Source organism: Kangiella spongicola (assembly GCF_003194565.2).
Taxonomy (GTDB): Bacteria; Pseudomonadota; Gammaproteobacteria; order Enterobacterales; family Kangiellaceae; genus Kangiella; species Kangiella spongicola.
On record NZ_QICH01000002.1, the window covers coordinates 171,567 to 194,903 of the forward strand.

Below are 23,337 nucleotides of genomic sequence, written 5' to 3' on the forward strand. Positions count from 1 at the left end.
GATCATGCTCTACTCAAACACTGAAACATCACCAGCCCCATGGCGCATGATTTCAGGGTAGCCCGAAGTGAGGTCAACAACTGTTGTGGGTTCGTGCCCACAATAGCCACCATCGATAACCACATCGACACGCCCGTTGAGCAGTTCGTATATCTCATAAGGTTCAAGCACTTCGCCATCTTCTTGCTGCGGCAATATTAAGCTGGTGCTCATCAGAGGTTCGCCTAGGTCTTCTAGCAAAGCTTGAGTAATCGGTGTTTCTGGCACACGGATTCCGATAGTTTTCTTCTTGCTGTGTTTTAGGCGATTAGGCACTTCGCTGGTTGCTCTAAGAATAAAGGTATAGGGTCCTGGCGTATTATTTTTAACCAGTCTGAAGACCGTATTTTCTACCTTGGCGTAAGTCGCTAGCTCAGAAAGATCACGACACACGAGCGTGAAATTGTGCTTTTTATCGAGGTCACGAATGAAGCGTATACGCTCAATCGCATTTTTGTCGCCAATGAGGCAACCCAAGGCATAACCTGAGTCTGTCGGGTACGCAATTAGTGCGCCTCGACGTATCTGTGCTACCACTTGGCTGATCAGCCTTGGCTGTGGGTTTTGATTATGTATTTGAATGAGTTCTGTCATAATTTTTTCTTTTAGTCTTTAGTTTTAGTCCAAGCACTCGACGTCCAAACAGGAACCACATACTCTGGTAATGGGGCGAACTTTCCGAGTAAGGCCCACGGCTTATCTGGCGAGTGAAAGTCTGAACCTTGCGATGCATAGAGCTCAAACTGTTTACTCCAATCGGCCAGTAAGTTTTTTTGACCAGGATGTATATTAGGATAACACGTTTCGATGCCAAGTCCGCCTACCGCTTTGAACTCTTCAATCAGCCGCTTCAACTTGTTTGAGCCCATGCCATAGCGAGTTGGATGGGCCAGAACCGGGATGCCGCCTGCCTGACGAATCATAGCCGTGGCATCTTCTAAATCAAACCATTCATCCGGCACATAGGCTCGTCCGCCTTTGGCTAAATACTTCTTAAAAGCATCACCAAAGTTTTTTACCGCACCGAACTCCAGCAGGTACTGAGCCAGATGCGTTCTACACACCATTGGCTGATTATCCACCATATACTCAATATCTGGCTGCGCACCTTTAACACCGGCAGTTTCGAGTTTTTTACCCATAGTCAGCGCACGTTCGCGTCGCTTGTCTTGAATAGCCTTTAAAAACTGCTGGAGACCGTTGTGTTTATGGTCAACTTGCAAACCGACAATATGAACTGTTTCTTCTTTCTTCTTGCCCCAAGCAGCAGAAATCTCAACACCAGGGACTATTGAAAGATTAAACTGTTCAGCTAAACTCAACGCCTCATCGAGCGACTCCACAGAGTCGTGATCGGTTATCGCCAACTCATCGACCCCACGCTCTTGTGCAAGCTTTAAGAGCTCAAGAGGTGTTAAACTGCCGTCAGAAGCAATAGTATGGCTGTGTAAATCACGTAGCATGGTCTTGATAGAAGTCGCGTTAATAGTTGATACCGATAGTTTGCCTACCTTTTGCAATAAGGTAAACTTAGCGAGCCATTAATTAGGTATATTTAGCATGTTTTTAAAAGAAAACTACCCTATCGTCGGTTTTATCGCCGTTTATTTATTCACAAAGAACTTAATCCTCGCCGCAGCGGTTTGGAGTGGCTTAACCTTGGTGCAAATGATTGTTCATTACTTCACCAAAAAAGAGCTTAAAAAAAGCCACGTTGCACTATTTTTACTAGGCTTGGCTTTAGTCGCTTTGGCCTATTATTTCGATGACGATGACTTTATTAAGTGGAAAACCAGCGTCGCAGTTTGGGGTGGTGCTTTATTTATCCTCATCAGGCAGGTGTTCTCTAAGAAATACGTGATTCAAGATTTAACAAAATCCAGCGGACTGATAAAAGACTCAGCACCAGAGCATTTACTGGTTAAAATTAATTGGATCTGGGTTTTAACACTAGCGGCTTACGGTGGCCTCAACCTTTACGTCGCCTTTAATTTCAGTACCGACTTTTGGTTCTACTTTAAATTGATCAGTATGTTTGTATTATTGTTTGTCCTTATGATTGTTAGCATAGTCATGCTTAAAGAGCATATTCACTTAGAAGAAGAGCAGTCTAAGCCTTGAAGCCAAAAGTATTATTTAAAAGGAAACCTTATGCTGTATATGATTTATTCAGAGGACGTTGAAAACTCCTTGCCTCTACGCGCGAACGCTCGACCAGCGCATATTGAACGCCTTCAAGCCCTAAAGAATGAAGGTCGCCTTATCATGGCTGGACCATTACCAGCAATCGATGCTAACGATCCCGCTGAAGCTGGCTTTACCGGTAGCCTAATTGTCGCTGAATTTGACTCTTTAGAAGATGCTAAAAGCTGGGCAAAAGCAGATCCTTATATTGAAGCGGGCGTTTACCAAAACGTCACCGTAAAACCCTATAAAAAAGTTTTGCCTTAATTGCTAACTAGCTAAAGGCAAAGCCCACCCACATTTAAAGAATTGGAAAAGGTCATGACACAACAAGCACCAGACAATACGTCTCGAATCGAAAAAATGCACCAACTGATTTCAGACGCTTTACAGCCAGAACAACTTGAAATTATCGATGATAGCCACAAACACATTGGCCACGAAGGCGCCAAAGGTGGTCTTGGGCACTTTACTGTGCTTATCAAAAGTGACGCCCTAGAGGGAAAACGTATGCTTCAACAGCACCGTATGATTTACAACGCCTTAGGCGACATGATGCAAACGGATATCCATGCGCTGGCGATTAAAGTAGTAAAGTAGGTAACCCATCCTCTGCTTGAGAAGGCTTTAGGTTAATTAAGCCTTCTTAAGCTCTATTGAGCTCCCGTAAACTCACACTCTTTACAACCCAATAGGTATTCTTTCTCTCCGCACTTTAATTCAGCTGTGGCGCCTGCCCACACCTTAAACTGACAAGAAGACGTTTTATAATTAACAGTACCAGTTACAAAACAATCGATGTGATCATATTCATTATGGTACTGAGAAGCTGTTAGTTCTTCAGCTTTAACAAAGAAGCTATGCACTTCATCCTGCGTTAACTCAAAATCACTGCACCACTCACTGCCTGCCTCATAACTATTGCCAACCAATTCAACGGAGTCAAAATTAGAATTCGCGCTACAAGATGATATTAATAACGCCAAAAGGCATAAACTGTATACTTTCTTTATCATAATCCTTACCATTTCCCTGTATCGTTTCTGATGATTGTCCAAACAATACACTTCATTTAAAGCCTCAATGCGCGGCAACAAGTTCTGGACTCGGCTCTAATAGACTCTATTTATACTGCTTTTTTCTTTTTTATCGACAAACATATGAGCAGGACACCTATTAGAATGCTCGCAGGCGCGAACACTTCTAACCCCCGCCAATTCGCGTAACTTAGTTCCCCACTTTCCAGAGTTATTACCCCTGTTATGATGAGTACTATCCCCAACAATCCAAGAAACGCTCGAAAAGGTTTAGCCCGCAATACCAGCTTAGTTTTAAGACAATCACTTGCTTCAACATCAAATTTCTTGGGTTTAAGTTTCACATGCTTATATGGCTTTAGGCCATAGCTTTTGCTATCCACATGAGCATGAATCAAAAACTCAGTCTTCCCAAAGTCATTTTGAGAATTTTGCCTGAGATGATGCGGTGCAGGGGGTGGAGGGTTCCATAGGTACCATAGTAAATACAGGATGGTACCTAGGAAAGGTACTAAGAAAATGATGCAGGTAATGGCAATTTGGAAGCGGCTGAGCCTCAATCCTCCCCTAAAGAGAAAATGCGACAGACACATTAAGTTTATTGCGTAAGCTATATAGAATTTCGTCATCACCTATCCCTGTTAGTAAACTTTACCGCTTCGGCAAGTACCTCAACGGGTCAACCGGCTTTCCTTTGTAGCGAATTTCGAAGTGGAGTTTTGGAATATCCGAGTCGGTATTACCTATTTCCGCAATCTTTTGTCCAGCCTTGATGATTTCGTTTTCTTTAACCAGTAGGCGCTTATTGTGTGCGTAGGCGCTAATGAAGTCGTTATTGTGCTTAATGATGATAAGGTTGCCATAACCTCTTAATCCACGCCCTGAATAGACCACAAGCCCTGGAGCTGCGGCTCTAACGGGCTCGCCCATATTGCCAGCAATATCTATCCCTCGAGAGCCTTTGACACCTGTGAAGCGGGTTATAACCTTGCCCATATTTGGCCACATCCAATACTTAACTGGTTTGCTGGTGAACGACTTGGTCGTTGCAGGTTTTGTTTTTGGTCGCTTTTTAACTGGCTCAGCGCGCTTTGCTTGTGGTTTTGTAGTCGATGTCTTTTTGCTTTCTGGCTTTTTTACAGCTTTTGTTTCGTTTGGTTTAGCTGTTTTTGGTGGCGTGACCTTTGGCTGCTCTACAGCCTTAGTGGCGCCACGACTGACTTCTTGAACACCGCGGCGGCTAGCCACAGGATTATTGTTAGCTCTATCCTGGCTAGCGACTTGAGTGGTATCAGCGCTATGCTCGCTTTCATAGCGACGTGTTTTTTCTAAGTCGAGTTTTTGCCCAGGGTAAATCGTGTAAGTAGCGTCGATATTGTTGGCTTGTGCCAGGGTGTCATAGTCAAAGCCGTAACGAAAAGCGATGGAGTACAAGGTATCCGCTGGCTGAACGATATAATATTGCTGGCTGTTATCAACTTCGCTTGGCGGGTAAAAACTATGAATCTCGGCGCCTTTACCTGTGGCGTCACGCTCTTCAACCGGCGCTAATCGAGGATTACCACACCCTTGCAACAAATACACCACTAAGACGATCGCAACGATCCATAAGGAGCGAATGGCAGATCGCTTAAGAATGTCTTTTGTTTCTTTCTGCATCAGTGTGCTTATCCCTATTGCCACAATCGAATGTACAAGCTGTTGAAATCTAAGAGTATTTAGCCACTAATTGACTAAGTTGTAAATGATGTAAGCCAAAACGCCCAAAATTAGTACGCCCCAACCTATCCACTCTACATATTGACGCAGTTTATGCTCCATTTGTTCCCCGCCCCACTTCACTAATCCACCGATTAAGAAGAATTGGGCACTTCGAGCGATAATTGAAGCCACTAGAAACGGAACAAATGCCATGCTCATGGCACCAGCAGTTAAGGTGAAAATTTTATAAGGTACTGGCGAGAATCCCGCCACTAAAACCACCCAAACACCATATTCAAGAAACCATTGATATGCCCGATTGTAAGTATCACCATAGCCAAGCTCAACAATCCAGGGATAGACCCACGATTGAAAGGCAAAAGCACCAATAATATAGGCCACGACACCACCTAACACTGAAGTCGCCATAGCTACAAAAGCTAACCACAGCGCACGATTAGGTCTAGCCAGGGCCATCGGCGCTAACATAACGGCGGTAGGAATAGGGAAAAAGATTGATTCAATAAAACTGACGAACCCTAGGATATAAACTGCGTATTTATGACGAGCCCAACGTAGACAAGCATCATACATTTTGGTAAAGATTTTCATCGGGCAACACCACCAACCAAAGGCACAAATTTCACTTTTTCAATAAAGGTTTCTTCAATTTTAGTGCCTCTACGCTGAACTAGAATTAAATCTTGCGAGGCATTGGTTGAGCCCACGGGGATCATCATACGACCACCATCAGCGAGCTGGTTGACGAGCTTTTCAGGAATACTTGGTGGCGCAGCAGTAACGATAATACCGTCGAATGGCGCATATTGATGCCAGCCATTAAACCCATCGGCAAAAAGGTATTGGATATTGTGCTGACCGATGCCGGTCAAGGTTTTGCGCGCCTGCATGTGTAGCGCTCGGATGCGCTCAACCGTGAACACAGTCTTAGCCACTTTCGAAAGAATAGACGTTTGATAACCACAGCCAGTACCAATTTCGAGCACTTTATTCATGCTCCCCGTCTCCATCAACATTTCAGTCATGCGAGCGACGATATAAGGCTGCGAAATGGTTTGTCCCAAGCCAATCGGAAGAGCCGTATCTTCATACGCTCTATGCGACAATCCTTCGTCAATAAACAGGTGACGAGGAGTTAACTCTATGATTTTTAATAGTTCTTCGTTCTTAATGCCTTCGGCTCGTAAGCGCTCAACAAGGCGAGTGCGCGTGCGCGCGGAGGTCATGCCAATTCCCGAAATGTGTGTCGCATTCATATATTATTATCTATATTAGTTATCGATAGTTTTTAAAAAGTCTTCAAGCTCGTCAAAACTATTGTATGCCGTTAAATCGACATTGATTGGCGTCACTGAGACGTAACCATTCAAAACCGCATGAAAATCAGTACCTTCCCCCACATCTTGGCCTTCAGGCAGCGGTCCCAACCAATAAATAGGACGACCTTTTGGATCTTTATCGAGAATTATAGTATCAGCACGGTGGCGATTTCCCAAGCGCGTTAATTTAATTCCCTTTAATTTATCATAAGGAAGGTCTGGCACATTGATATTAAGCACTCGGTTTTTGTCCATCGGGTGCTGCTGTAAGCCTTTAATAATGTCCACAGCGACTTTGGCGGCAGTAATATAATGTTCACAATCGTGCCCCACCAACGACACAGCCACAGCAGGATAACCAAGGGCTCGTCCTTCCATTGCGGCGGCTACGGTGCCTGAATACAAGGTGTCGTCGCCAAGGTTGGCACCAGTGTTAATTCCTGCGACAACCATGTCAGGACGCTCAGACATTAAATGGTGCGTGCCGAGATGCACACAATCCGTTGGCGTCCCAGTCACCGAGTAAAAACCGCGCTCGGTTTCGTTTACTCGAATCGGCTTATCCAAGGTTAATGAATTACTAGCTCCGCTACGATTGCGATCGGGAGCCACTGTCGTAACCTCGGCAATTTTCGATAAATGGTCGAATAGTGCGCTTAATCCTGGGGCAAAGTGTCCATCGTCATTACTTAATAATATTTTCATAATCGTATTAATCGTTAGTCGTGTTCGTTGTTTGTCATACCTTTAACCGGCTTATGCTCAACTAAAGTCACTAGCTCACGAAGCATACTGGTGGCGAAAGCGCCTTTAGGTAAGTCAAAGGATAAGCTGACTTCTGTCTCATTATGCCACTCGCTTGTGACATTTTTCGGAAAGCACTTTAAGGCGCGGCGCTCTTCGTTAAAGCGCTTGTTGGCTAGCTTTTCGATAAGCACTTGATATTCAGACAGACATTCCGCCTCAAAACTCAAAGCTTCATGCATAGGCTGTGGACGCGAGCCTGCTAAGGGTGCTGTTAGTAAAATATCATTCTCTATAAAGCGTGGTTGCTCAGCGCTAATATCCTCAACAACAAACCCTTTCTCGGAGCCGCTTAGCATAACAAAGTCACCTTGCAGTAATTTTGCAGACAAGCCTTTATTAATACGCTCAGAAACCACATGGTTATAAAGATATGACCGCACCGCAGAAAAGAGTAAGCCCTGTAAGTTTCGATTTTTAAGCTTTTTATTCTTGATTAATAAATCGATACCACGAGTTAAATTAGCGCCACGATTGCCAAAACGTTGTTCGCCAAAGTAATTTGGGAAGCCCTCTTCGATAATCTTGTCCAAACGTTTTTTGAAGTCTTCTTGAGAAATGTTAAGGTCACGTAAGCGAATATCAAAATGGTTAGACTTTACCGCACCAATTCTAAGCTTCTTATCATGACGCGTAACTTCTAAAACCTTAACCTCATCATCATTAAACTCGCTCCAGTCAATCTCGCGCAACAGAGGCAGCTGCACACTAAACCACTGACGTGTAATGGCAAAGCGATCCTTCTTACCCGCATAGCCAACATCTGTAGGTTTTACTTCAGCGAAGCGAATAAGTTTTTGTACAACAATATCGGTATTAATATTTTGCTTTTCGATATACAGGAAATGGTGCGCACCCTCGCCGGAAAGCTCAAAACGCAAAGTTTCTTCTACGACGAAATCACTAAGTTCTGACTTGAAATTCGCGGTGCCTAGTGGCTCACCATGCATTCGGCTCCATTCATAGCACTCAGTCGTGCTTAATGGGTGTGACGATGTGTTCTCTTTAGAATCGCTCATGAGGCTGACCGCAATAGGCATACTGAATGGACTGCAATGCCTTCTTTTCGACCGACAAAGCCTAACTTTTCAGTGGTCGTGGCTTTGACGTTCACTTGTGAGAAATCTGCATCACAAATAGCGCATAAGACATCTTTCATAGCATCGATTTTAACCGCCATCTTAGGCGCTTGCGCCACTATGGTGACGTCCAGATTACCTAGCTTATAGCCTTCTTTCGACACTAGCGTCATGACCGACTTGAGTAGCTCTTTGCTGTCGGCACCAGCGAACTCTTCGCTAGTATCCGGAAAATGGTGCCCTATATCGCCTTTCGCAATTGCGCCAAGCAAAGCATCGCACACCGCATGCAACACCACGTCACCATCAGAGTGCGCGATTAAGCCTTGCTCTCCTTCAAATAGAACACCACCTAAGATAAGCGGTTTATCGCCACCGAATTTATGGACATCGTATCCGTGGCCAATTCTGAACATAAGAAGATCCCAACAACAAAGTGCCTAATTTATAATTATTGAGATCTTACCGCCATTGACCGTTGATGCCAAACCAATTGCTCCGCTTCAGCGATTTTTTCACCAATGGCAGACAATTTCTGGCGACCTTTGTCATTGACCGTCTGAATCGACTGCACTTTTAGGAAACTTAAAACACTCAAGCCGCTAGAGCGATCAGCCGTGCCCATCGTCGGTAAAGTGTGGTTCGGGCCAGAACAATAATCGCCATAAGCCACCGCACTATTTTCACCGACAAACAAAGAGCCAAAGTTGTTCAACAAAGATTGTTCGATTCGCTCATCAGCCAATAAAAGGTGTTCAGGAGCATATTGATTACTAAACTCAACCATATCGCTGATATCATCAGCTTTAAGCAATATAATTTGTTGATTTTCTAACAAGCTATTTAGTTCTGGCGCGGACTCAAGAGATTGTTTAACACTATTCAGTAGCTCTAAACTATCGGACACTAACAAGCTTTGAGCCTGCGGATCGTGCTCAGCTTGCGCCGCCATATCCGCAATGATCCATTCTTGGTTAATGAATTCATCCGCCAAAATCAAAAGTTCACTAGGGCCGGCGGCCACATCAATCTGAATTCGCTGGCTCAACAGCTGCTTGGCAGTATTAACGTACTGATTCCCAGGACCGACAACCATCTGCACAGGCTCCATTGACTCGTAGCCATAAGCTAGAGCGCCAATAGCTTGTGCCCCACCAAGCTTTAAAAAAGCCGTAGCGCCAGCAAAACTGGCCGCCGCTAATATCGCAGGGTGTGCTGACGGTGAGCAGGCGATACGTTCGCTACAGCCCGCTAACTTTGCCGGTATCAAGGTCATAAGCGCTGTTGAAATCAAAGGAAAGCGCCCACCAGGAATATAAGCACCAATACGCTCTATAGGCTTATAGCGAAAGCCAAACTCACCACAATCGTCCATATAAGTGCTATCGGTCAGCTTGTCCTTTTGGAAGCGAGCAAAGGCTTTGATTCGAGAACCGGCATCTTTAATCGCCTGTAACATCTCAGGCTCTAGGCCGTAATCTTCAGGTGCTTTTAGCTCAATCCATTCAGGAGTAAAGCCGTCGAACCTCTGACTAAACTCCTTAACAGCTGCCTCCCCTTCATGCTGAATCTTGTTTAAGAGACTGCTAACTGTTGAGGTAACATTTGATTGGCTGTTACTTGTTTCACGCTGCCAAGACTTACAATTCTGAATTATGGATTGACTAGTCTGCATTTCGAGCCCCCAATTCACTAATAATCTCCGCCGGTGCGACTCCCTTGGCTTTAGCGTTCACCAGCGCAAAGAAAATTAAGTCAGCCGCTTCCCAGCGCACCTCATCATTATCTTGCGCTTCGATAAGCTCTTGGCACTCTTCGTTAAGTTTCTCGATTTGCAAAGCTTCGTCACTGAACAACTTCTGTGAGAATGACTTGGCCTCGCCAGTGTCTAGTTCCTGTAATCGTTGCTCAAAAACCTGGTTCAAACGATTTAAATCAAACTGTGGCGACTGTGAAGCAAAGCAACTGTATCGCTCAAAGTGACAAGCGTTTCCCTGTTGCTTCACCTTAAATAACAAAGTGTCGCCATCGCAGTCATAATCAATATTCACCAACTCTTGCGTATTACCGCTCGTCAATCCTTTCTGCCACAGCTCATCTCGCGAACGGCTATAATAAACCCCTGCCTTACGCTCAATCGAGGCTGTAAGCGATTCTTTATTCGAATACGCCAACATTAAGACCTGATTGGTTTCCACGTCTTGAACCACCGTTGGAATAAGCTCAGCTTTTTCGAAATCCAAACAGCTCATGAGCGCTTCATCGAGCTTGAGCTTGCCAGTGTAAACTGACATGCCAATCTGGCTATTAGCGCCAATCGCATTAATAGTTTTTATATCATCCAGCGTGGTAATACCGCCGGCAACAGTGACAGGAATTTTTGAGGTTTCAACAACCGACTTAACGCGCTCTTCGTCAATGCCACCTAGCATTCCTTCTTTTTGCACCTGCGTGTATAAAAACTCAGCACAGTTACCTTGAATTTCTTCAATCAAGTCTAAAACTTTTATGCTATCGGTCGACTGCCAGCCGTGCGTGACCCAATCATCGCCTTTAGCGTCAATGGCAAAAATAAGCTGCGAACTCGGTAGCTTCTTCACGAAGTCAGCGCGACATGAAGTGCCTAAAATGACCTTTTTGGCTCCAGCCGATAGGTATTCTCTAGCAATATCATAATCACGAATACCGCCGCCAACACGACAAGGATATTTTTTCACCAGCTGTTTAATCAGTTCTTTGTTGCTACCTCGACCGAGTGCCGCGTCTAAATCGATAATGGCCACTTCACCATAAAGGCTAAAGCGCTCTAACAGCCCGAACACATCCTCTTCTTCAACTATCTTTCTATCGGGGTTACCTTGTTCTAACTGAACCGCTTTACCATCTAACAAATCAATACTTGGAATTAACATTTAACCTACCTACTCTCGCTTAACGCGTTAAAATTTGTTGTTGTCTTAGGGCTTGCTTAACATCTTGTATACTTAACTCACCTCTATGGAACATTCCTGCTGCTAACGCAGCATCACTTCCGGCCATAAAAGTATCGACAAAATGCTGCTCATTGGCTGCACCGCCCGAAGCTATTACTTGAATGTTGCGCTCTTTGGCCACTTTCGCCATAAGCTCATTATCAAAACCTATACCAGTGCCATCGCGATGCATTGCAGTCAGTAGTATTTCCCCTGCTCCGCGCTGTTCGACCTCTGCAAACCAACTAAACGCATCAAGTTCAGTCCTGACGTGCCCACCGCTGACATAAACCGCATAATCATCCACTGCGTCTTTATTAACATCCACCGCGACGACGACGCATTGCGAGCCAAAGCCCTCTGCAATCTGATTGATCAACTCTGGCGTCTTTACGGCAGCTGAGTTTAAGGCGACTTTATCGGCTCCCGCGTTTAAGAACTGTTCAACATCGGCGTAGCTGTTTAAACCACCGCCTACGGTAAAAGGAATCGATAAGTTTTGTGCCACTCTCCGCACCGTATCTAGCGCATTCGCTCGATTCTCTAGCGTTGCTTTAATATCTAGAAATACAATTTCATCGGCGCCTTGCTCTTGGTATCTCAAAACTAACTCAACAGGATCACCCATATCAGTTAAGCCTTTAAAATTCACCCCTTTAACGACTCGACCATTAGCCACATCAAGGCACACGATGACTCGTGGGATCAGACCGTTATTCACATTTTCTAATTGCATAGACATTGCTTAATAATCTCCTCGCCAACCTCGCCTGACTTTTCAGGGTGGAATTGAAAGGCCCAAATATTGCCTTGATTGATTGCTGCGACAAACTGCTCGCCATAAGTTACGGTAGCGGCAGTCACCGCCGATTGTTTAACGCCAAAGCTATTAACGAAATAAACTACCTTTTCATCCATGCTGCCCACGCTCGAATTCAACTTCGACCAACCGACCATCGGCTGTTTAGGGCTATTTAAACGCTCAACCTTTCCTGCAAAAATTCCAAGGCCTCTAACACCTGGGTCTTCCTCAGACTGTTCAAATAACACCTGTAGCCCAACGCAAATACCAAGCAAAGGTTTGCCCTGTCGAACCCACTGAATGATGCTTTTATCCAAGCCAGTCGCAGTCAACTGCTTCATGACCTGCCCAAACCGACCTTGACCTGGAATAACCAAAGCATCGACTGATTTATTTTTTATATCGTCAGGGGTATTTATCTGTACCGTGTTGAAACCAATTCGCTTGAGGCATGCGTATAAGCTAAACAAATTTCCAGCCTTGGTATTAATCACACCTAATGTTTTATCTCGCGGCTGCCAGCTCATAACACACCCTTAGTGCTGTTATCGCGCTGAGTTACTTGTAGTGCTTCTCGGAGTGCAAACGCTAGACCTTTAAAGCTGGCCTCAATTAAGTGGTGATTGTTATCGAAATACTCAGTTTTAATGTGCAAAGTAATGGCACTATTAATAGCGAAGGTATAAAAAAAGTGTTTCCACATTTCAGTACCAATCCCGCCTAAACTTTCGCGCGTAAAAGGCAAATCAGTTACGGCATAAGCTCGCCCACAAACATCCACCGCGACCATTAACAAACTCGCATCCATTGGCAATAAACGTTGACCATAGCGCACAATATTTCCCTGCTGTCGCCATGCTTGATTAAAAGCCTGCCCTAAGCAAATCGCCACATCTTCAATTAAGTGGTGATCATCCACTTCCAAGTCGCCTTTACACTGCAAGCTCAGATCCCAACCTGCATGGGTAGCTAACTGATTCAGCATGTGGTCAAAGAAAGGCAAACCTGTATTAACCGTGACCTTTTGTTGACCGTTGATATTTAACGCCAACTCAATTGAAGTTTCTTTTGTCTCACGATTGATACTTATGCTCTCATTCATAACAAACTCTCCAACTCATTCACTGATTCAAGCACTAAGTCCGCGCCAAAATCATACAATTCATCACTACCAATGCCGATCGCTAACGCGCCAGCACCATTGGCGGCAGCCATATCGTCAGGCGTATCGCCCAACATCCAACAATTCTCTTTACCGTAATAACGCAGCGCTTTGATTACGCCCTCAGGGCTTGGCTTCGATTCAGTAACATCATCGTCACTCACCATTAGGCTGTTTTTAGCACCGATTAAGCGTGCACCTTCTACGGCCTCATCTTTCGGTCGGCCCGTCACTATGGCAGTTTTTAATGATTTTGTGCCTGTTACAAATAAGCGTGTGGCTAGCTCTTCATTCAACAGAGGCTGTTCAAGGTTCTTAAACCCTTCAGTCTTACCGTTACCTTGGTAATACCTCTGAAAAACCCCAACAACCTTGTTGAAATCAACCTCTTCGGAAAAGCGCTTTAACTTTTCAGCCGTTAATGCCTGCGTAAGCACCCAGTCATTGTTGTAACCGCCTTGGCTGCGTAAGCGCTCAATATCCGCCTGAGAAATAGCTTTGCTACTCAACTCCTTCACCGTTGCTTTAATTGCCTCGTCATAACTTTTACTGGTATCAATTAAGACACCATCCATATCGAAACACAGTAGTTCTGGCTTTAGCGCGAGATTTAACGCACTCAATAACGGTTTGATATAAAAAGGAATGGTTATGCGAATGGCTGTTTGATTAAGGTTAGACTGTTTAACGCTAGACTGCTTAACGCTTAGTCCTGAAAGCGCTGTTTTAATAACGATATTTCGCTTCTGGCAAGCAGCTGTGATCAACCGAAGCTTTGCTTCACTTCCCTGAATAAACACAAAGTTCGCGCTACTGTCGACAACTTTTAAGCCCGATGAGGTTAATAATGAGACAAGCTGCTCACGGTTTTGAGCGATAGTGAGCGCATAGTTTCTAACTTCTAATCGCGCTGCTTCGGTAAATGCTTTTTTAGCCACCTCGATCGTTGGTGAAGGCAAATTGAATGGCATTGCCAAACGCGAAAATTGTGACACTAACGATTCTTGCCCCAATAAATAGCCGCAGCGGATTCCCGCCAAGCCAAACGCTTTTGACAAGGTTCTCAAAACAATTAAGTTATCAAACTGCTTAATAAGCTCGATTGTTTTATCCGACTCATAACATGCAAACTCGATATAGGCTTCATCTAAAAACACCAAAGCATCTTTAGATTTCGCCAAGTCACAAGTTCGAACTAAATCATCGAAAGAGATTAGTTCACCTGTGGGGTTATTCGGGCTGGTTAGAATTAATATTGAATCGTTCTTTAGTAATTTCTGAGCTCTTTGTAAGTCAATGCGCATATCGTCCATAGGCTCAACCAACTCGATATTGCTATTCCAAACGTCTTTACCCACAAGGTACTGACTGAAAGCTGGTAATGGCAAAATTAGTTTTCGTTGCTTTAAACAAGAAAACTTAAACAAAAGCTCAATGGCCTCATCGCCGCCATTAGTTAGTAACAACTGGCTTTCATCAATGCCATAAAACTGACTGGCCAAGATTTGAAGACCTGACTTGTCTGGATAACGCCATAAACATTCGGTAGAAATAGCCGTTTCGCTTAACCACAAGGGTTTGCTGTCCGAGCGTTCATTAAAGTCGAGCTTCAATGGTCTTGCTCTATCTTTGGCGCTATCTGGGATTAATGAGTTTTGATAGAGAGGTTTCATAGCGCTTTCCTGATTGGGGTTTCTAGAATATCCGTCGCCCCCGCCGAAATTAGCTGCGGGATTAAATCTTTGGTCAGCTTGCGTTCAATGGCGGCTTTAATGGCAAAACCGTCGGAATTATAAAGCTCGCTTACCGTTGGTGAGCGCATAGCTGGCAACAGCTTCACCACGCTTTCAATGGTATCTTTCGAACAGTTCATCTCTAGTAAAACACGCTTTCTGCCATTTAAAACCCCGCGCATCAGTAACAATAAATCGTCGATCTGTTTCTTTTTGACGGGGTCATCCATAACGTTTTTATTGGCAATAAACTGAGTGGAGCTTTCGAGAACTGTATCGACAATCTTGAGCCTATTAGCGCGAATGGTTGAGCCGGTACTGGTGTTATCGATAATCATATCCGCATCTTCAGGAGGGAAAACCTCAGTCGCGCCATAAGCTCGGAGCAATTTAAAAGGTACTCCTAACTTGGTCAGGTAGTCTTTGGAAATCTTTTTATACTCTGAAGCTACAATTATTTTGCGCTGCTTGACGTCTTCCCAGTCCCATTCTTCAGGAATACACGAAACTAGCTTTACCGGGTTAAAACCAAGGTCAAGTAACACATCGACATCCGCCTCTTGCTCAATAATCCAGTCCATTCCGGCAAAACCTATATCGTGTTGCCCCAATGCCACCATCTCTGGAATGTTCTGACTTTTCAATAACTTAACTTCGATATCGCATCCATAAAGGTTCGGTCGATAGTTTCGACTATTGCCCACTAGTGTTAAGCCAGCCTCAGACAATAATTCTTCCACTTTGTCGTATAACTTACCTTTTGGTATCACCATCTTTAACGCCATTTAACTACTCCTAAAATTGATATAAAATTTAAAAACCTTAAAAACAAAACCTAAAACCCAGAAACAAAAAACCCGTTGACCTTTCGGAGCAACGGGTTTGAAACCTTCAATGAGTATTAATCAAGCACTACTCATCCCACCGTCGCTCGCGCAGTGTATGGTGATGATGATGTAGTTGAGTGGTTAATATCATTGAGTCTCTCTTAATAAATTGTTTAGTACTATTTCGTTTAGCAAAAAAAAGCCCCGCTCGATGGCGGGGCTTTGAAATTCTTTAATTAAATTACATTATTAAAGACAATAGCTCACCGCCAACGCTTGTGCGTGGTGATGGTGGTTATGTGCTTTATTCAATAATGTATTCATATGGGTGCATTAAAACCTGATTTTAGGACTGTGTCAATAAAGGGATATATCCAATTGGTTATATAACGCCCACTGGATAGGCTAGTCGATGCCATGGCTTAGCCAAATTGAGGCTAGCAACAAGTCTTCCTGCTCGGTAATTTTAAGGTTTTTCCTAGAGCCAATGACTAATGAAGGGTGATAACCCGCGAACTCCATGGCTGATGCCTCATCCGTGATCGTTTGCCCTTCATTTAAGGCACTATCAATAGCATGACTTAACGTCCTTAGCGGGAAGAACTGTGGCGTTTGAGCTAACCAAACGGTTTCCCTATCAATCGTTTTCTCAATAGTTTGGCGCTTATTCGCTTGCTTGATGGTATCGATTGCGCCAACCGCAAGAATAGCACCATCCGGTGAGGTTTCTCTACTAGTAATTAAGTTATCAATATGACGAGAGCTTAAGCACGGACGAGCAGCATCATGCACCATAACCCAATCAGTCTCAGCTGCTTCACTCTCACGAATAAAGCTTAATGCCGCTTTTACGGAATCAACACGATCTTTACCGCCTGTGGTGGTTAAAACACGCGGATTATCTGCAAAAGGCAACTCTTCCCAGTAAGTATCTTTAGGACTAAGCGCGACAACTACTTTGTAGATTTTAGAATGTTCCAAGAAGCGATTGACGCTATATTCAAGAATGGTTTTATCTTCAATTTTGAGGTATTGCTTAGGGATGTCAGAGTTCATGCGAGCACCAATTCCTGCTGCTGGAATTACCGCCCAAATACGCTCAGAGTTCATATTAAGTCTCGATTAATGACTGTCCAGAATTCGAACAAAGACTTCGTCTTCCTTTATCATTCCTAGCTGATATCTAGCACGCTCCTCGATAGCATCTTTGCCATCACGTAAATCTTTGATTTCAGCTATAATTTTTTGATTTCTAATTTCTAACTCTTTGTTTTCTTTACGAATATTGTCAGCTTTTTCTCGTTGCTCACTTATTTCACGAAAAGAGGACTCACCGAACCAAATTCGGTATTGAAGTGATCCTAAAATCACGACTAAAACTAAAGCCACCCATTTCATAAAATCAACAATGCCAGAAAACCTATGGTAAATAAAGCGGACACCCTGATTAATCAGACGATGACCGCTTTTTATGAGTCTAATTTGTATTCGCTACAAACTTTATTTACAAACTATTTTTTAAAGGTAAAAGCGCTGTTGCCAGGATATGGAGCCTGACCATTCAAGTCGCATTCAATGCGTAACAACTGGTTATACTTAGCGACACGATCAGAGCGGCATAAAGAGCCTGTTTTGATCTGACCGGCAGCTGTAGCTACAGCTAGATCAGCAATTGTCGTATCTTCAGTTTCACCACTACGGTGAGAAATTACTGCCGTATAGCCAGCATTATGCGCCATATCAATCGCTGCTAATGTTTCGGTTAAAGTACCAATTTGGTTAACTTTAATCAAAATTGAGTTAGCAACCCCTTTATCGATGCCTTCTTGTAGGATTTTAGTGTTGGTTACAAACAAGTCATCACCAACAAGCTGACACTTATCACCAACTTTCTCAGTAAGTGCTTTCCAGCCATCCCAGTCGCCTTCGTCCATACCGTCTTCGATTGAAACGATTGGGTAACGCTCAACCCAGTCAGCTAAATAGTCAGCAAACTCTTCCGAGCTCAATACTTTGTTTTCAGACGCTAAGTGGTACTTACCATCTTTATAGAATTCACTCGATGCGATATCCAACGCTAAAGCAACGTCTTCGCCAAGCATATAACCTGCTTTATCGACCGCTTCGACAATAGCTTGAATTGCTTCTTCGTTAGAACCTAAGTCAGGTGCGAAACCGCCCTCGTCACCGACTGCAGTATTAAGGCCTTTCGCTTGTAGAACTTTGCGTAAGCTGTGAAAAATTTCAGCACCCATACGCAAGCCTTCTGAGAAAGTTGGTGCGCCTACTGGCATAACCATAAACTCTTGAATATCTACGTTATTATCCGCGTGCTCACCACCGTTGATGATATTCATCATAGGCACTGGCATGCTAAATTTACCGTCACGGCTGATGTGCTCATACAACGGCTTGCCAGACGCTTGCGCAGCTGCTTTCGCATTAGCAAGAGATACCGCAAGGATTGAGTTAGCGCCTAGCTTTTCTTTATTCTCAGTGCCGTCCAAATCAAGCATGATTTGATCGATAGCGGCTTGATCCGACGCATCTTTTCCAACGAGGGCGTTTTTGATGTCATTGTTAACGTATTCAACGGCTTTCAACACGCCTTTCCCTAAGTAACGTGACGCATCACCATCACGAAGCTCTAAAGCTTCACGTGAACCAGTAGAAGCACCTGAAGGCGAACAAGCCATTGCTTTCACGCCATTTTCCAAGATAACTTCCGCTTCTACAGTCGGATTACCACGAGAATCAAGAACTTCACGTCCAATAACATTTTTGATTTTCAAAATCACACCCTCTTTATTCAAAATGAATAGTGTTCAAAATAAACAAAATAAAATACTAAAAAATTGTCGTTAAAACTTACAGCAAATCGCCTGTGCCAAAGTCAGTAATAGTATCTTCAGCAAAACCTGCTTTTTTTACGATAGTGTCGAGCTCTTTCATGACCTTCAATGTTTCCTCAATGCGGTACATCGGGAACGAGTTTGGGCCGTCACACTTCGCCACGCTTGGATCTGGGTGACTCTCCATAAAGACGCCAGAAACACCTGCCGCTATAGCCGCACGCGCAAGTACCGGAATCACTTCGCGCAACCCACCTGAAGAGTCGCCTTGGCCACCAGGAAGCTGAGCTGAGTGTGTCGCGTCATAAACTACAGGACAACCCGTGTCGCGCATAATTGATAATGAACGCATATCAGACACTAGGTTGTTATATCCAAAGGAAACGCCACGCTCACACACCATGATGTTGTCGTTGCCAGTCTCGCGTGCTTTTTCGACCACGTTTTTCATATCCCAAGGAGATAAAAACTGACCTTTTTTGATATTCACAGGAATACCCGGCTCACAAGCCTTGCGTATAAAGTTGGTCTGGCGACATAGGAACGCTGGCGTTTGCATCACGTCAACCACAGAAGCTACTTCGTGAAACGGTGTATCTTCATGTACGTCGGTTAACACTGGAACGCCAACTTGATCTTTAACTTTTTGCAGAATGTTTAAGCCATCTTCAAGACCTGGCCCACGAAAGCTCTTACTCGACGAGCGGTTCGCCTTATCAAACGATGACTTATAGATAAACGGGATGTCTAAGCGATCCGTCATTTCTTTTAAGTATCCCGCCGTGTCGATTGCTAGCTGCTCGCTTTCAATGACGCATGGGCCACAGATTAAGAAAAACGGTTGGTCGATACCAACTTCCCAATTTAATAACTTCATATTCCTGCCTTTGACTTCTGCCAATGTTGAGCTACAGCCCACTCGCCTAGGTTACTTGTTTTAACCTGAAGCTTAGTCGCTGCGTTTTTCAGAGCGATAATCTTTGGCTGCAGCAATAAATGCACTAAATAGTGGATGACCATCGCGAGGCGTTGAACGGAACTCAGGATGGAACTGACACGCCACATACCAACGGTGGTCTTTCAGCTCAATCATCTCCACTAATTTTTTCTCACTAGAAGTACATGATACCACAAGGCCTGCTTTTTCAAGCTGTGGTAACAAGTTGTTATTCACTTCATAGCGGTGACGGTGACGCTCATTAATCACATCACTTTGATAGATTTCATGCGCTTTAGTTCCAGGCTTAACGTCTGCTGGCTGAGCGCCTAGTCGCATGGTGCCACCTAAATCTGAATCGTCGGTACGTTCTTCTGTCGAGCCGTCACGATTGATCCACTCTGTGATCAAGCCGACCACTGGGTTTTCAGTTGATGCGTTAAACTCTGTACTGTTAGCGTTTGTAAGACCAGCTTTATGGCGAGCATACTCAATGACCGCAACCTGCATACCTAAACAAATACCTAAATATGGAATGTTGTTTTCGCGAGCAAATTTTGCCGTGGCAATTTTGCCTTCGACACCACGCTCACCGAAACCGCCAGGGATTAGGATTGCATCCATATCTTTTAGGATATCAGCACCACGTTTTTCCACGTCTTGTGAATCAATATAGTGAATATTGACTTGCTGACGGTTGTGTAAGCCGGCGTGCTTTAAAGCTTCAGTCAGTGACTTATAAGCTTCTGTAAGCTCCATATATTTACCAACCATTGCCACATCAACTTCGCCGTTTGGATTCGCTTCGCGGTAGAGTACTTCTTCCCACTCAGACAAGTCGGCTTTAGGCGCTTCAATCTTGAAACGCTCGCAGATCAGCTGATCAACACCTTGATTCAATAAGATTGAAGGGATTCGATAGATGCTATCTACATCTTGTAGCGATACCACCGCTTTCTCTTTAACGTTAGTGAACAATGCTACTTTAGCTTTTTCACTCGCTGGAATGGCGCGATCTGAACGACAAATTAGCATGTCAGGCTGAATACCAATCGAGCGTAATTCTTTTACCGAGTGCTGTGTCGGCTTAGTTTTTAACTCGCCGGCAACTGCGATATAAGGTAGTAGTGTTAAGTGAACAAACATGGCGTTTTCTTTGCCCACCTCGAAGCGCAACTGACGTATCGCTTCCATGAAAGGCAACGACTCAATATCACCAACGGTTCCGCCAACTTCAACCATAGCGATATCTGCGCCTTTCGAGCCTTCGATGATTTTGTGCTTAATTTCGTCAGTAATGTGAGGAATCACCTGCACAGTACCGCCAAGATAATCACCGCGACGCTCTTTGCGCAACACATCCGAATAAACTCGACCAGTGGTGAAATTGTTACGTTGGCTCATGCTGTTACGCACGAAACGTTCATAGTGACCTAGATCAAGGTCAGTCTCAGCACCATCGTCGGTTACGAAAACCTCACCATGCTGAAAAGGACTCATAGTTCCTGGGTCTACATTGATGTAAGGATCAAGCTTCATCATTGTCACGTTAAGGCCGCGCGATTCTAAAAGAGCCGCCATCGAAGCGCCCGCGATACCTTTACCTAAAGAAGAAACAACACCACCGGTTACAAATACATACTTGGTCATAAGCCTAATCCAACACTTGAACGTTTTAAAAAACTACTAAATACAACAAATCGCAAAACAGGTTTGCTACTGAAATACCAGCAAAGTTGTTTCACGATTAATAATACCTAATTCTTTGATTTTTAATGCTTTTGTAGGTTTTTAAAAGTAAGCTACAAAGCATTTCGCCACTGCTAAAGTGACTAATTTACATACGTATGTCGTAGAGAAGAAAGGACTCCCAGGACGGGAAAATAGTATATCAAAAAGGTCTGATGATTGGCGAGGACTTTTTGATTATTTTGAGTTGCGATGTGGCTTGGCGTTCAAAGACTTAATGCACAATGTCTTAGCTTCTTATCATTTAACGATATAAAAGACATGAGGAGCGCTTTTCTATATCATTACATCGAGTTACCAGTTAGTCAGAATAATAGGATTTAATGTGAAGATTTGGGTCGATGCGGACGCTTGTCCAGTGGTTATAAAAGAAATTTTGTTTCGTGCAGCGCAGCGGGCTGAGCTCCATGTGTGCCTTGTCGCGAACCAATTTATCAAAGTGCCACCCTCGCCATTTATTAAATCCATACAAGTTCCAGCGGGGTTTGACGTTGCTGACGATGAAATTGTAATACGAGCCACAGCAGGCGATCTAGTGATTACCGCTGATATTCCGCTTGCTAACGAAGTCATCGACAAAGGTTGTACAGCCCTTAGCCCTAGAGGTGAGCTGTTCACCAAAGAAAACATCAAAGCTCGACTAACGATGCGTGACTTCATGGAAACCCTTCGCTCAAGCGGCATCCAAAGCGGTGGCCCTCCACCACTTAGCCAAGGTGATCGCATGAAGTTTGCCAATCACCTCGATCGTATTATCGCCAAGGCTCAGAAGTAATCTAAGTGTAAAAAATACTGTCAGTTGTCATTCGTCAGTTAGCGGAATACACTAAAACCATCGCAAAGTTAAACCATCTAAGACTAGAAGTTTGTATTAATTTCTGGTGAGTCTATCTTTTTACGCGCAATTCATAGGTGCATAAGCACTCAGAAGGTCGCGCAAAGGCACCCATTATTAAATGGTTTTAAAAAGGACTTAACGATGATGAAATGTTTAATTTGTAGCTTTACCGCGATATGCCTTCTCTTTGTTTGCAGTGCAAATGCTAAAAACCTAAGGAGTACCGGCACCTACAAGGTTCACTTGAGCAATCCCTCAAACCATTTAAATTGTCGCACTGGCCCAGGCATTAACTTTCCTATTCGAGCGCACCTTGAACACGGTGATTTCGTTCAAGTTTTACACGTAACCCATCATAAAAAGCCTTGGTTTTATACCAATTTACGGTGTTTTGTCAGAGCAAGTTCAAACTTTTTAAAGTGGCAAGGTGAGCTCAAGAAAAAGCCAAAACCTACAAAACCGAAAATTGTTCGTTAAGAAGATTATTCGTTAAGAGCCTGAGCTAAGCTGTTTAGCTTTTTGCCAAGCTTGCTCAAGCTGTTCGAGACTCGCGGTGTCTACCGTTAAACCATCATTATCGATGAGCGTTTCTAATTGACGGAAACGGCTTTCAAACTTACGGCAGCTTTTTCTTAACGCGGTCTCTGGGTCGAGATCTAGGTGGCGTGATAAATTGACACAACTAAACAACACATCACCTAGCTCCTCTTCGATATGAGCCTTATCTTCCTTTGCGATGGCCTCCTTAAGTTCAGCGACTTCTTCCTCCAGCTTTTCAATAACCCCATTGATATCGGGCCAATCAAAACCATGACGCCCCACACGCTTTTGCATCTTCTGTGCTAGCGACAGCGCAGGAAAACTGCGCGGTAAATCATCCAACAAACTAGTATTGGCTTGATTCTTAGTTTGGCGCTCCTGTTGCTTCAACTTTTCCCAGTTTTGCTTTATCGCCGCATCACTTTCTAGCGACATGTCTGAAAACACATGAGGGTGACGACGAATCAGCTTTTCCGACATGGCTTTAGCGATCGACTCAAAATCGAACAAATCTTGTTCGCTACCGAGTTGTGCATAAAAAACCACCTGAAACAATAAATCCCCTAACTCACCTTCGAGCTCGGCCATGTCGTCTTTTTCAATGGCATCGGCAACCTCGTAAGCTTCTTCTAGGGTATGAGGCACAATGGTTTCAAAGGTCTGCTTCTTGTCCCACGGACAGCCTTGCTCAGGGTCACGCAAAGTACGCATGATTTCAAGTAATCGTTGAGTATGTGTCAT

At 44.0% G+C, this 23,337-nt stretch carries 26 protein-coding genes; 4 read left to right on the plus strand and 22 right to left on the minus strand.

Annotated elements, in window-relative coordinates; genetic code table 11:
- Positions 1 to 9: 9 nt before the first annotated feature.
- A complete protein-coding gene (locus DL796_RS06390) occupies positions 10 to 633 on the minus strand; it encodes an L-threonylcarbamoyladenylate synthase (protein WP_110200885.1) in 624 nt (207 codons plus the stop codon).
- 11 nt (positions 634 to 644) lie between these two features.
- On the minus strand, positions 645 to 1,502 hold the full coding sequence (locus tag DL796_RS06395) for a PHP domain-containing protein (protein WP_110200886.1): 858 nt from the start codon (positions 1,500 to 1,502) through the stop codon (positions 645 to 647).
- Positions 1,503 to 1,599: 97 nt separating this feature from the next.
- Between DL796_RS06395 and DL796_RS06400 the strand changes: the two genes are divergently transcribed.
- From DL796_RS06400 to DL796_RS06410, 3 genes are read left to right on the plus strand one after another with little or no spacing between them, the layout of a single operon-like run.
- A complete protein-coding gene (locus tag DL796_RS06400; protein WP_227593003.1) occupies positions 1,600 to 2,160 on the plus strand; it encodes an inner membrane-spanning protein YciB in 561 nt (186 codons plus the stop codon).
- 30 nt (positions 2,161 to 2,190) lie between these two features.
- Positions 2,191 to 2,490 (plus strand): YciI family protein, encoded by a 300-nt coding sequence (locus DL796_RS06405; RefSeq protein WP_110200887.1) that lies wholly within the window; start codon positions 2,191 to 2,193, stop codon positions 2,488 to 2,490.
- 54 nt (positions 2,491 to 2,544) lie between these two features.
- A complete protein-coding gene (locus tag DL796_RS06410) occupies positions 2,545 to 2,823 on the plus strand; it encodes a BolA family protein (protein ID WP_110200888.1) in 279 nt (92 codons plus the stop codon).
- Between the two features lie 53 nt (positions 2,824 to 2,876).
- Here DL796_RS06410 and DL796_RS06415 read toward each other — a convergent pair whose 3' ends face one another.
- From DL796_RS06415 to DL796_RS06505, 19 genes are all read right to left on the minus strand, one after another.
- Positions 2,877 to 3,239, minus strand: a complete 363-nt coding sequence (locus tag DL796_RS06415; protein ID WP_110200889.1) for a hypothetical protein — start codon at positions 3,237 to 3,239, stop codon at positions 2,877 to 2,879.
- Between the two features lie 672 nt (positions 3,240 to 3,911).
- Positions 3,912 to 4,919 (minus strand): peptidoglycan DD-metalloendopeptidase family protein, encoded by a 1,008-nt coding sequence (locus DL796_RS06420; RefSeq protein WP_110200891.1) that lies wholly within the window; start codon positions 4,917 to 4,919, stop codon positions 3,912 to 3,914.
- A gap of 66 nt (positions 4,920 to 4,985) precedes the next feature.
- Entirely contained in the window at positions 4,986 to 5,573 is a 588-nt protein-coding gene (locus DL796_RS06425) for a YqaA family protein (protein ID WP_110200892.1), read from the minus strand.
- Positions 5,570 to 6,238 (minus strand): protein-L-isoaspartate(D-aspartate) O-methyltransferase, encoded by a 669-nt coding sequence (locus DL796_RS06430; RefSeq protein WP_110200893.1) that lies wholly within the window; start codon positions 6,236 to 6,238, stop codon positions 5,570 to 5,572. Before DL796_RS06430 ends, DL796_RS06425 begins: the two co-directional genes overlap by 4 nt.
- 15 nt (positions 6,239 to 6,253) lie before the next feature.
- On the minus strand, positions 6,254 to 7,006 hold the full coding sequence (gene surE, locus DL796_RS06435; RefSeq protein ID WP_110200894.1) for a 5'/3'-nucleotidase SurE: 753 nt from the start codon (positions 7,004 to 7,006) through the stop codon (positions 6,254 to 6,256).
- A 14-nt stretch (positions 7,007 to 7,020) separates the two neighbouring features.
- Positions 7,021 to 8,124 (minus strand): tRNA pseudouridine(13) synthase TruD, encoded by a 1,104-nt coding sequence (truD, locus tag DL796_RS06440; protein WP_110200895.1) that lies wholly within the window; start codon positions 8,122 to 8,124, stop codon positions 7,021 to 7,023.
- Positions 8,121 to 8,600 carry a 2-C-methyl-D-erythritol 2,4-cyclodiphosphate synthase gene (gene ispF, locus DL796_RS06445; protein ID WP_110200896.1) on the minus strand — a complete coding sequence of 160 codons (480 nt, stop codon included), beginning with the start codon at positions 8,598 to 8,600 and terminating at the stop codon, positions 8,121 to 8,123. The genes truD and ispF overlap by 4 nt, the downstream gene beginning before the upstream one ends.
- A gap of 35 nt (positions 8,601 to 8,635) precedes the next feature.
- On the minus strand, positions 8,636 to 9,859 hold the full coding sequence (gene hisD / locus DL796_RS06450; RefSeq protein ID WP_110200897.1) for a histidinol dehydrogenase: 1,224 nt from the start codon (positions 9,857 to 9,859) through the stop codon (positions 8,636 to 8,638).
- The gene (hisI, locus tag DL796_RS06455) at positions 9,849 to 11,096 is read right to left on the minus strand and encodes a phosphoribosyl-AMP cyclohydrolase (RefSeq protein WP_110200898.1); all 1,248 of its coding nucleotides are present in this window, start codon (positions 11,094 to 11,096) and stop codon (positions 9,849 to 9,851) included. Before hisI ends, hisD begins: the two co-directional genes overlap by 11 nt.
- 19 nt (positions 11,097 to 11,115) lie before the next feature.
- Positions 11,116 to 11,898: an imidazole glycerol phosphate synthase subunit HisF gene (gene hisF / locus DL796_RS06460; RefSeq protein WP_265090355.1), complete on the minus strand. Its 783-nt coding sequence runs from the start codon at positions 11,896 to 11,898 to the stop codon at positions 11,116 to 11,118.
- Complete coding sequence (gene hisH / locus DL796_RS06465) at positions 11,883 to 12,485, minus strand: imidazole glycerol phosphate synthase subunit HisH (RefSeq protein ID WP_110200899.1); 603 nt, start codon at positions 12,483 to 12,485, stop codon at positions 11,883 to 11,885. The genes hisF and hisH overlap by 16 nt, the downstream gene beginning before the upstream one ends.
- On the minus strand, positions 12,482 to 13,060 hold the full coding sequence (gene hisB, locus DL796_RS06470) for an imidazoleglycerol-phosphate dehydratase HisB (protein WP_110200900.1): 579 nt from the start codon (positions 13,058 to 13,060) through the stop codon (positions 12,482 to 12,484). Before hisB ends, hisH begins: the two co-directional genes overlap by 4 nt.
- On the minus strand, positions 13,057 to 14,793 hold the full coding sequence (locus DL796_RS06475; protein WP_110200901.1) for an aminotransferase class I/II-fold pyridoxal phosphate-dependent enzyme: 1,737 nt from the start codon (positions 14,791 to 14,793) through the stop codon (positions 13,057 to 13,059). Before DL796_RS06475 ends, hisB begins: the two co-directional genes overlap by 4 nt.
- Positions 14,790 to 15,638 (minus strand): ATP phosphoribosyltransferase, encoded by an 849-nt coding sequence (gene hisG / locus DL796_RS06480; RefSeq protein WP_110200902.1) that lies wholly within the window; start codon positions 15,636 to 15,638, stop codon positions 14,790 to 14,792. Before hisG ends, DL796_RS06475 begins: the two co-directional genes overlap by 4 nt.
- 447 nt (positions 15,639 to 16,085) lie before the next feature.
- Positions 16,086 to 16,790 (minus strand): 2-C-methyl-D-erythritol 4-phosphate cytidylyltransferase, encoded by a 705-nt coding sequence (ispD, locus tag DL796_RS06485; RefSeq protein ID WP_110200903.1) that lies wholly within the window; start codon positions 16,788 to 16,790, stop codon positions 16,086 to 16,088.
- 12 nt (positions 16,791 to 16,802) lie between these two features.
- Complete coding sequence (gene ftsB, locus DL796_RS06490; RefSeq protein WP_110200904.1) at positions 16,803 to 17,078, minus strand: cell division protein FtsB; 276 nt, start codon at positions 17,076 to 17,078, stop codon at positions 16,803 to 16,805.
- A gap of 113 nt (positions 17,079 to 17,191) precedes the next feature.
- A complete protein-coding gene (eno, locus tag DL796_RS06495; RefSeq protein ID WP_110201339.1) occupies positions 17,192 to 18,475 on the minus strand; it encodes a phosphopyruvate hydratase in 1,284 nt (427 codons plus the stop codon).
- 73 nt (positions 18,476 to 18,548) lie between these two features.
- Positions 18,549 to 19,409 carry a 3-deoxy-8-phosphooctulonate synthase gene (kdsA, locus tag DL796_RS06500; protein ID WP_110200905.1) on the minus strand — a complete coding sequence of 287 codons (861 nt, stop codon included), beginning with the start codon at positions 19,407 to 19,409 and terminating at the stop codon, positions 18,549 to 18,551.
- 72 nt (positions 19,410 to 19,481) lie between these two features.
- A complete protein-coding gene (locus DL796_RS06505) occupies positions 19,482 to 21,119 on the minus strand; it encodes a CTP synthase (protein ID WP_110200906.1) in 1,638 nt (545 codons plus the stop codon).
- Positions 21,120 to 21,543: 424 nt separating this feature from the next.
- Between DL796_RS06505 and DL796_RS06510 the strand changes: the two genes are divergently transcribed.
- Positions 21,544 to 21,993 (plus strand): YaiI/YqxD family protein, encoded by a 450-nt coding sequence (locus DL796_RS06510; RefSeq protein WP_110200907.1) that lies wholly within the window; start codon positions 21,544 to 21,546, stop codon positions 21,991 to 21,993.
- Between the two features lie 552 nt (positions 21,994 to 22,545).
- Here DL796_RS06510 and mazG read toward each other — a convergent pair.
- Positions 22,546 to 23,337, minus strand: a complete 792-nt coding sequence (gene mazG / locus DL796_RS06515; RefSeq protein WP_110200909.1) for a nucleoside triphosphate pyrophosphohydrolase — start codon at positions 23,335 to 23,337, stop codon at positions 22,546 to 22,548.

Bases quoted from the DNA above. Each gene is read 5' to 3' on its own strand.
- DL796_RS06475 (WP_110200901.1), bottom strand. From the start codon at position 14,793: ATGAAACCTCTCTATCAAAACTCATTAATCCCAGATAGCGCCAAAGAT.
- DL796_RS06405 (WP_110200887.1), top strand. From the start codon at position 2,191: ATGCTGTATATGATTTATTCAGAGGACGTTGAAAACTCCTTGCCTCTA.
- ispD (WP_110200903.1), bottom strand. From the start codon at position 16,790: ATGAACTCTGAGCGTATTTGGGCGGTAATTCCAGCAGCAGGAATTGGT.
- hisI (WP_110200898.1), bottom strand. From the start codon at position 11,096: ATGTTAATTCCAAGTATTGATTTGTTAGATGGTAAAGCGGTTCAGTTA.
- hisH (WP_110200899.1), bottom strand. From the start codon at position 12,485: ATGAGCTGGCAGCCGCGAGATAAAACATTAGGTGTGATTAATACCAAG.
- hisB (WP_110200900.1), bottom strand. From the start codon at position 13,060: ATGAATGAGAGCATAAGTATCAATCGTGAGACAAAAGAAACTTCAATT.
- DL796_RS06425 (WP_110200892.1), bottom strand. From the start codon at position 5,573: ATGAAAATCTTTACCAAAATGTATGATGCTTGTCTACGTTGGGCTCGT.
- surE (WP_110200894.1), bottom strand. From the start codon at position 7,006: ATGAAAATATTATTAAGTAATGACGATGGACACTTTGCCCCAGGATTA.
- hisG (WP_110200902.1), bottom strand. From the start codon at position 15,638: ATGGCGTTAAAGATGGTGATACCAAAAGGTAAGTTATACGACAAAGTG.
- ispF (WP_110200896.1), bottom strand. From the start codon at position 8,600: ATGTTCAGAATTGGCCACGGATACGATGTCCATAAATTCGGTGGCGAT.
- DL796_RS06410 (WP_110200888.1), top strand. From the start codon at position 2,545: ATGACACAACAAGCACCAGACAATACGTCTCGAATCGAAAAAATGCAC.
- truD (WP_110200895.1), bottom strand. From the start codon at position 8,124: ATGAGCGATTCTAAAGAGAACACATCGTCACACCCATTAAGCACGACT.
- ftsB (WP_110200904.1), bottom strand. From the start codon at position 17,078: ATGAAATGGGTGGCTTTAGTTTTAGTCGTGATTTTAGGATCACTTCAA.
- DL796_RS06420 (WP_110200891.1), bottom strand. From the start codon at position 4,919: ATGCAGAAAGAAACAAAAGACATTCTTAAGCGATCTGCCATTCGCTCC.
- DL796_RS06430 (WP_110200893.1), bottom strand. From the start codon at position 6,238: ATGAATGCGACACACATTTCGGGAATTGGCATGACCTCCGCGCGCACG.
- DL796_RS06390 (WP_110200885.1), bottom strand. From the start codon at position 633: ATGACAGAACTCATTCAAATACATAATCAAAACCCACAGCCAAGGCTG.
- kdsA (WP_110200905.1), bottom strand. From the start codon at position 19,409: ATGAAGTTATTAAATTGGGAAGTTGGTATCGACCAACCGTTTTTCTTA.
- DL796_RS06415 (WP_110200889.1), bottom strand. From the start codon at position 3,239: ATGATAAAGAAAGTATACAGTTTATGCCTTTTGGCGTTATTAATATCA.
- DL796_RS06400 (WP_227593003.1), top strand. From the start codon at position 1,600: ATGTTTTTAAAAGAAAACTACCCTATCGTCGGTTTTATCGCCGTTTAT.
- DL796_RS06505 (WP_110200906.1), bottom strand. From the start codon at position 21,119: ATGACCAAGTATGTATTTGTAACCGGTGGTGTTGTTTCTTCTTTAGGT.
- hisF (WP_265090355.1), bottom strand. From the start codon at position 11,898: ATGTCTATGCAATTAGAAAATGTGAATAACGGTCTGATCCCACGAGTC.
- DL796_RS06395 (WP_110200886.1), bottom strand. From the start codon at position 1,502: ATGCTACGTGATTTACACAGCCATACTATTGCTTCTGACGGCAGTTTA.
- hisD (WP_110200897.1), bottom strand. From the start codon at position 9,859: ATGCAGACTAGTCAATCCATAATTCAGAATTGTAAGTCTTGGCAGCGT.
- mazG (WP_110200909.1), bottom strand. From the start codon at position 23,337: ATGACACATACTCAACGATTACTTGAAATCATGCGTACTTTGCGTGAC.